A 7,553-nucleotide genomic window follows, 5' to 3' on the forward strand; every position below is an offset into this window, starting at 1 on the left:
AAACCGGCGAGCGCAAGCGCTCCCCCACCAAGGCCCGACCATAGAAGCCGGCACGAGGTGTACGGACGTAAAAAAACCGCGCTGCGGCGGTTGTCCGCCTTGGGAAATTTCTGGACGCCAATCCAGGTTCGCTTTTGTATCAGCGACGAATTCAGTATACGTTCCCCCATATATGGAGGCAAGGCGGATATGCGATCTCGCATACGGATCCACAATAGGGAAGAGAGCAGGATTTCGCCCCCGCCCGAGGATTCGGGCGGGAGGATCAGAGGTCACGCGGTGGCTGCAGCTTGGACTAGGGCCGCGCGGATCAGCCCGACGTTGAAACGCGTGGTCGACCCGAACTTGCGGGGAGGAGGAAGCCGTCCTTCCCTAACGCGCCGCCAGACGGTCGGCACCGAGCATCCAAAAAGCCCTGCGACAGTTCGAATCTGCACGTGAGCGGAGTCTGGCAACAGGTCGAACGAAGATAACTCCCTGGAGATAAATGAATCGGATCGTAAGGTCACGATTGCTCCCGAAATAAAGCGACGCAGTTCGCCCGCTACTGCGTCTCACTGAACCAGCCTGAAACCGGGCAAGCTTCATTAGACGCGACCCGCACACGTGTGTCTTGGCACCAATTTGATGGAATTACGTGCCGGGACAGCATCGCGGCGGGTGTTCTGCGCCAGGCGCCGAGCGTACTACCCGTCGCCGAATTCGTGTCTCGTCTTCTTCTTTTGCTTTTTGGCGCGCACCTGCCCCGCGAGCACCCTGCTGGTCTGGACGGTCATCAGCGAATTGGCCATGGGCCGGACCGTTCGGCGTACCCGCTCAGCCGGAGACGAAAGTTCAATCTCATTGGGGAACAGTGCGGTCGCGATCTCGTTGTCGGTGAATTTCGTTCGTCGCAATACCGAAATGATCTGAAGATCGATGTATGCCAGCACCTTCATCTCGTGCCAGCGTATGAAGTGGTTTCGATCGAACCCACGTCGGGGCTTTTTCATTCCGACGCGGCTTTGGAATTCCTTCACGAAAGAAGCGATGTGTTTCAACAGATCGTCCAGCGGCACGGTCAAGTCGACGATGATGTGAGCGACCCCCATATCGCTGGAAAATCCATGGATGCTCTCGATAAGGATCCTGCACGGCTGATCCGCGAGTCGATGAAGTTGTTCATCCTCCGGCCCCTCGAAGCGCTCATCCGAGGAGAAAAGCCGCGCGACCACCTCGTGAGGGATACCCTCCGCCTCAGCGGCCTCGCGCGTCAGGTGCGAAATGCCGGCAACGTCTCTCACTGTAAGCTCGGCGACCGGTTGCTCCACCCCAGGGTAGATATCAAAGGTGTCATCGCTTGCGGCCAAAAGCAGCGGTGCCTGAATCCGCCTCAGGCATCTGCGAAACAGAACGATGTGAAGCGCCTTGAGCGTTTCGCTATCCGCGCGCAACACCGTCCCGTCTACTAACAGGTTTGCAGCCCTGAGATCCGAATTCCGCTCATTGAGATTCAACGCCCAGTCTTCAAGGGTCAACCGTTCGGCTCCCTCATATTTTGTGATATCGAAGAATGTGGGCAGGCGGGGACGACGATTTTTCATTGGACACTCCGTGGTGAAAAAATCGAATCGTCGGCCGTAACAGCTACCCCCGCTCCACTCTTTAAGCGTCAGAAGGGCGCGCTTGCTCGGGATGCGACCGGGTCGAACAAGCGTCTCCGAAAGCCTCCTCAATAGAATCGAAGTCGGCCAGCCAGGTGCCAGTCGACATGACTAGCCGGCGTACCCGCGACCTCGGGCGCGGTTACAGCAAACGCGGTTACGAAAACCCGGTTACCTGTAACGCCTTGCCTGGCAAGCGATTGCGGCAGGCGTTACAGCCGTTACCGCTGTAACCGCGTTTTTTTGTATGTGGCAGGTGAGGGTGCGACGCAGCGAACGACCGACGGCAGAACAGATATCAATGGTCGGCAGTTCGGTATTCCGCCGGTGATGCAAGAAAAGCTTCTATGTCGGCAATACGCCAGCCCACCGATCGAGGGCCGATCGCAACGGGCGCAGGGAAGGTTCCTTTGCTAATCCTCGCGTAGATGGTTGAACGGGACAGTCCCGTCAATTCCTCGACCTCGGGACGACGGAGTAGAGCAAGACCGGGATCCTTGAGCCTATTCATGTGCGCTCCCGGCTGGGGCACCGACAGGTAGAGTGCTGGGCATGTTGGTCACCTGGTTTGAGGAAGTGGTCCTGTGCCCGCTTGAATCTGCGCACCTGATTCAGATTGCGCCGGGGCGACGGCCATTACAGACCAGACACGTCCATGTGTCGCGGCAGACAAATGCTGACGGTTTTATGCCGGGGTGACTTTGGTCGGTAGATGCCCCCGAACGGGGCATCAGTGCGCAGCCAGAGCCGGTTATGGCATCTCGGTTGGAAGCGGTGGCGAGAGATGAGCGCCGGTCTTGAGTTCGTCGAGGTAATCGGCCCAGCGCTGCATCATTATTGTTCTGTCGTCGATGAACTTCGTCCGGTTATATGCTGTTCCGAGCGCATCGGGCACCTTGTGAGCGAGTTGATGTTCAATGACTTCGCTGGGAAACCTCAACCGCTCATGAAGGATCGTCCGCGCCATTGCGCGGAAGCCGTGTCCCGTGATCTCCGTCTTCGTGTCGAACCCCATCCTCCTCAGCGCTGCATTGATCGCTGCACCGCTCATCGGCTTTCTCACATCGCGTCCGGGGAAGACGTATTGGCGATGTCCCGTCAACCAGTGAAGTTCGCGCAGGATCGCGACGGCCTGTCGTGACAGCGGAACGAGGTGGTCGATTCGTGTTTTCGTCACTGAGTAGCGCCACTGCGCCTTGTCGAGATCGATGTCGACCCATCGTGCGGTACGAAGCTCTCCCGGCCGGACGAACATAAGCGGCGCGAGCTTGAGAGCGCATTGAACGACGAATGTCCCCTTGAACCCGTCGAGCGCACGCAGCAAAGCGGCGACGTCTTCCGGCTCGGTCATCGACGCGAAATGCGTATGACGGGCGGGTGGCAGGGCACCGCGCAGATCGGCGCTCGGATCACGTTCGGCGCGCCCCGTCGCCACTGCGTAACGAAATACCTGCCCGCAGTTCTGGTGAACACGATGTGCGGTGTCCAGCGCACCGCGGGCCTCGACTCTTCGCAGCACCGCGAGCAGCTCGACAGGACGGATCTCCGCGATGGGCCGAGCGCCGAGCCACGGGAACACATCGTTCTCGAGCCGGGCGATAATTTTCTCTGAGTGCGATGACGCCCACGAAGGGGCATGTCGCGCGTACCACTCGCGAGCGACGGCCTCGAAACTGTTTGCTGCTCGCTCGATCCTCGACGCCTTCTGGATCTTGCGTTCGAGCCCTGGGTCGATTCCGTTCGCGAGAAGCCGACGGGCGTCATCCCGGCGCAACCGCGCCTGCTTCGCGCTCACGGTCGGATACACGCCGAGCGCGAGACGCTTTTCCTTGCCGGCGAAACGATACTTGAACCGCCAGTATTTCCCCCCACTTGGGGTCACTTCCAGATACATACCGGCACCGTCAGTGAGCCGGTAGGGCTTGTCGCGCGGGCGCGCATGGCGGATTTGCAGATCGGTCAAGGGCATCTGGACTCCTCGGGGCATCAACGATGGAAATCGTGCAGAACCCCTGACGGTGCCTGTTTTGGCAATCGTCAGTCAATAGGATTTGTCCGAACGCGCTTCATCACCGCGCAGCTAATGGTCGAAGGGAATGCCGAAACAGCATCGGTTCAGCCACAGGGCGAGCCTTGCCGGCTCGCAGCCCCCAATGAGGCAAGCCGCGACGACTTACTGGGGGCATCGGGGGCTGGCAAACGAATAATGCCCCGCCGACTGCCCCCGCCTTGACCGGCATCTCACCGGATCTGAATGAACGAGCCAAGAAACAAAAAACCCCGCGAGCCTTGCTGGCTGCGGGGTTCAAGGAATTTCTAGGACGTGTCTGGTATGCGGAATGGTGGAGCGGAGGAGGATCGAACTCCCGACCTTCGCATTGCGAACGCGACGCTCTCCCAGCTGAGCTACCGCCCCACGGTGAAACAATTCTAGCACGGCACAATTTTATTGTGCCAACCGCCGATTTGCGCTACTTCAAGGGCGCTCCAGCCAGCACCCAATCGACAACAGTGCGAATATCCGCATCACTCATAGCAGGATGAGCGGGCATCGGAATAGCACCCCAAACACCTGATCCACCATCCTTGACCTTCTTGGCCAGGACAGCCGGAGCGCCGGCATTCCCCTTGTACTTCTCGGCAACCTGCTGAAACGAGGGGCCAACGAGCTTCCGGTCAACAGCATGGCAGCCCATGCAAGCATTACTACGAGCGATACCAAGACCACGCGGCGGCGCATCGGCAGCACGAGCCACGGAGCCGACCACGACAGCCGCCACCAGCAAAACAGCAACAAAAGCCCTCATTGCCCCGCCTTCGAATTCCCCGGATGCACCTGCGACGAGTTGCTAACCGGCGCCGGCGACTGCTGCTCCAAAGGCTTCGACGTAATCGAAGAATCCGGCACCGCCCCCGAAGTCACCTCAGCATCAGGCTGAGCGGCAGCAGCAGCCGGCGCCCCCGAAGCCGCCGACGCAGCCGCCGCCGTCGCCGCGGCAGCCTCTTGCGGCTGGATGTACTGGAACACCTTCACAACCTGCGTGACGCCAGGCACGCGGCTCGCGACGTCCGCGCCGCGATTGCCTTCATCGACTGTCACCAGACCCATCAGATAGATCGACCCGCGCTCGCACACGACCTTATAGTTGTTCGCCGAGATATCCTTCTCGGCGATCAGCGCGGTCTTCACGCGACCTTCCAGGTACGTATCGTTGCTGCGCGAAGAGAAAGAACTCGCAGGAGCAACGGTCAATTCATTGATAATCGCGTTCACGTTATTGAGGCTGCGCACGACCGATTCAGCACGTGCCTTCGAAACTTCGCCCGCCACCTCACCCGTCAACAGCACTCGCCGGTTGAACACCGTCACATTCACGTGCGCGGAATCCGGCAGGTTCTCGCTGATCAGCGACATCGCCTTCACCTGAATCTCGCGGTCTTCCGTCTGCGCGCCGAGCGTGCGCCGGTCGGTCGCAACCAGCGCGCTGCCGCCCGCCGCTGCACCCACAGCCAGCACGCAGCCCTGCAACGTCGCAGCCAGCCCGGCGACGAGACCGACCACCAGCGTGGTTCTCACAAACGTACTCTTCACGCGATATGCGCTCATCAACTCGCTCTCCTTCGGAATCATTCTTCGCCGAGCAACATGGCATCGATGCCGTCGCACAGACTATGGATCGTCAACAGATGCACTTCCTGCACGCGCGCCGTGCGATCGGACGGCGCGCAAATGTGGATGTCGGTATCGTGCAGCACTTCGTTGATCTTGCCGCCGCCCTTGCCCGACAGCGCGACCACGATCATCTCGCGGTCGTGCGCGTCTTCGATGGCAGCGAGAATATTGGCCGGATTGCCCGACGTCGAAATCGCAAGCAGCACGTCGCCGGGCTGGCCGAGTGCACGAACCTGCGTCGCGAAGATCTGGTCGAGCGAGGCATCGTTGGCGATGCCGGTGATGATCGACGAATCCGTCGTCAGCGCGACAGCCGGCAATGCGGGACGCTCGCGCTCGAAGCCGCCGATCAGCTCGGCCGCAAAGTATTGCGCGTCAGCAGCGGAGCCGCCGTTGCCGCACGTCAGAATCTTGTTACCGTTTGCAAGCGCGGCAAACATCGTGTCGACAGCCGCCGCGATCGGCATCGACAGTGCTTCAAGTGCTGCGAGTGTGACTGCCGCGCTGTCGCGGAAGTGTTGTTGAATGCGTTCGACTGACATCGACTCTCTATCGTGTACTGCTCGCGCCACCCGCCTGGCAGCGCTGGTTCAATTAGACGTGTGCCCTTCCCCGTGCGATTGTCCCGGCCGCTCCGACCGGCGCGCTTGACGAGGCCGTTCTTCATTGCGCTTGACGGCGACGCTTGCTCGCATCGAACGCGTGAACGCGCGCCGCCCTTTTCGCGTCCGCAAGTTTAGCGTACTCACGCGGCGAAACTGCGCGCTCAACAATCGTCCGCGCGAAAAGCGTCCCGCAGCCACACCAGACGTCCGCGCTCGAACGCGATCACGTCGAAACGGCAAGCCGGCATCGCGACATCATGCGTCGACAAAAAGTGCTGCGCGGCGCGCACGATGCGCTGCTGCTTGCGCCGCACGACACTCGCCGCCGCACCTCCATATCCGCTTTGCGCCCGCGCACGCACTTCGACGAACACGAGCGAACCATCGCGCTCGCGCATCACGAGATCGATCTCGCCACCGCGACACGCGACGTTACGCGCAACGAAGCGCAATCGCTGCCGCTGAAGAAACGTCAGCGCATGCGCTTCGAACGCTGCCCCGACGGTTTTGGACCGAGCGCCTCCGGAAAAGTTGTCGGCGCGTCGCGCGGCATCGCGCGCACGCTCGGGTAATGGCGCGGCCGCGTGGCACAATGTCGGCCTTGTTTCGTCTGTCTGCGTCTTCCGTGTCATGACTCCTCTTTCCGAACTCGCGCAAGGGCAGCAGTACCCCGCTTCCGCGCTCTATGTCGTGGCTACACCAATCGGCAACATCGCCGACATCACGGTGCGCGCGCTGCACGTACTCGGCCTCGTGGATCGCATCGCCGCCGAAGATACCCGCAACACGGGACAACTGCTGTCGCGCTACGGCATCTCGAAGCCGCTCGTCGCCGTGCATCAGCACAATGAACGAGAGTCGGCGCAGCGCATCGTCGACTATCTGCGTGCAGGCGAGCGCGTCGCGTATGTCTCCGATGCGGGCACGCCCGGCATCTCCGACCCAGGCGCAAAACTCGTCGATGCCGTTCGCGAAGCCGGTTTCACGATCGTTCCGCTGCCCGGCGCCAGCGCACTCGCAACCGCACTCAGCGTCGCCGGCGACTGGGTTTCGACGTTCTCGTTCCTCGGCTTCCTGCCGCCGAAAGCAAAGCAGCGCGCCGCCGCGCTCGCGCCGCTCGCCAGGCATTCGCAAGCGATGGTGTTCTACGAAGCGCCGCATCGCATCGTCGAAACCGTGCAGGCGCTCGCCGACGCGTTCGGCGGCGAGCGGCGTCTGTTGATCGGCCGTGAGCTGACGAAATTACATGAGGGATTGCATCGTTGCACCCTGGCCGAAGGGCCAAAGTGGCTCGAAGAAGATGCAAACCGGCAACGCGGCGAATTCGTGCTGGTCGTCGAAGGCGCGCCCGCGGATTCCGAAGGCGAGCACGATCACGATGCACTTCTCGGCATGCTGCTGGAAGAGGTGTCGGTGAGCAGCGCGGCAAAGATCGCGGCCTCGCTGACGGGCGTCTCGCGCAACACGCTGTACACGCGCGCGCTCGAACTTAAAAAGGACGATTGAATCGGCATAGGGGGTAGCCAACAGGCTACGCCCCTGCCACACCACCCGGCATGCGGGTCCGCACCGGGCGGTTCGGGAAGTTGAGGTCAGGAGAGACGGGGTAGGCCTAGTCGGTCGAACCATGCA

At 61.2% G+C, this 7,553-nt stretch carries 8 protein-coding genes and 1 tRNA gene; 1 reads left to right on the forward strand and 8 read right to left on the reverse strand.

Going from position 1 to position 7,553, the window contains the following annotated elements; genetic code table 11:
* Positions 1 to 686 precede the first annotated feature (686 nt).
* The 8 genes from G3N95_RS37190 to G3N95_RS37225 form a co-directional block, all read right to left on the reverse strand.
* Positions 687 to 1,583, reverse strand: a complete 897-nt coding sequence (locus G3N95_RS37190) for a DUF6387 family protein (protein WP_205975067.1) — start codon at positions 1,581 to 1,583, stop codon at positions 687 to 689.
* Positions 1,584 to 1,941: 358 nt separating this feature from the next.
* On the reverse strand, positions 1,942 to 2,154 hold the full coding sequence (locus G3N95_RS37195) for an AlpA family transcriptional regulator (RefSeq protein ID WP_205975068.1): 213 nt from the start codon (positions 2,152 to 2,154) through the stop codon (positions 1,942 to 1,944).
* Positions 2,155 to 2,394: 240 nt separating this feature from the next.
* Positions 2,395 to 3,612: an integrase arm-type DNA-binding domain-containing protein gene (locus G3N95_RS37200; RefSeq protein ID WP_205975069.1), complete on the reverse strand. Its 1,218-nt coding sequence runs from the start codon at positions 3,610 to 3,612 to the stop codon at positions 2,395 to 2,397.
* Positions 3,613 to 3,983: 371 nt separating this feature from the next.
* A tRNA-Ala gene (locus tag G3N95_RS37205) sits at positions 3,984 to 4,059 on the reverse strand.
* 55 nt (positions 4,060 to 4,114) lie between these two features.
* Positions 4,115 to 4,450 carry a c-type cytochrome gene (locus G3N95_RS37210; RefSeq protein WP_205975070.1) on the reverse strand — a complete coding sequence of 112 codons (336 nt, stop codon included), beginning with the start codon at positions 4,448 to 4,450 and terminating at the stop codon, positions 4,115 to 4,117.
* Positions 4,447 to 5,250, reverse strand: coding sequence for a BON domain-containing protein (locus G3N95_RS37215; RefSeq protein ID WP_205975071.1), 804 nt, complete (start codon positions 5,248 to 5,250; stop codon positions 4,447 to 4,449). The genes G3N95_RS37210 and G3N95_RS37215 overlap by 4 nt, the downstream gene beginning before the upstream one ends.
* Positions 5,251 to 5,270: 20 nt before the next feature.
* Positions 5,271 to 5,858, reverse strand: a complete 588-nt coding sequence (locus G3N95_RS37220) for a phosphoheptose isomerase (RefSeq protein ID WP_205975072.1) — start codon at positions 5,856 to 5,858, stop codon at positions 5,271 to 5,273.
* Positions 5,859 to 6,082: 224 nt separating this feature from the next.
* A complete protein-coding gene (locus G3N95_RS37225) occupies positions 6,083 to 6,553 on the reverse strand; it encodes a YraN family protein (RefSeq protein ID WP_205975073.1) in 471 nt (156 codons plus the stop codon).
* On the opposite strand from G3N95_RS37225, the gene rsmI reads away from it, so the two are divergent.
* Complete coding sequence (rsmI, locus tag G3N95_RS37230) at positions 6,552 to 7,427, forward strand: 16S rRNA (cytidine(1402)-2'-O)-methyltransferase (RefSeq protein ID WP_205975074.1); 876 nt, start codon at positions 6,552 to 6,554, stop codon at positions 7,425 to 7,427. The two genes, G3N95_RS37225 and rsmI, sit on opposite strands and share 2 nt — an antisense overlap.
* Positions 7,428 to 7,553 lie beyond the last annotated feature (126 nt).

This window comes from Paraburkholderia sp. Tr-20389 (assembly GCF_017104565.1).
Lineage (GTDB): Bacteria > Pseudomonadota > Gammaproteobacteria > Burkholderiales > Burkholderiaceae > Paraburkholderia.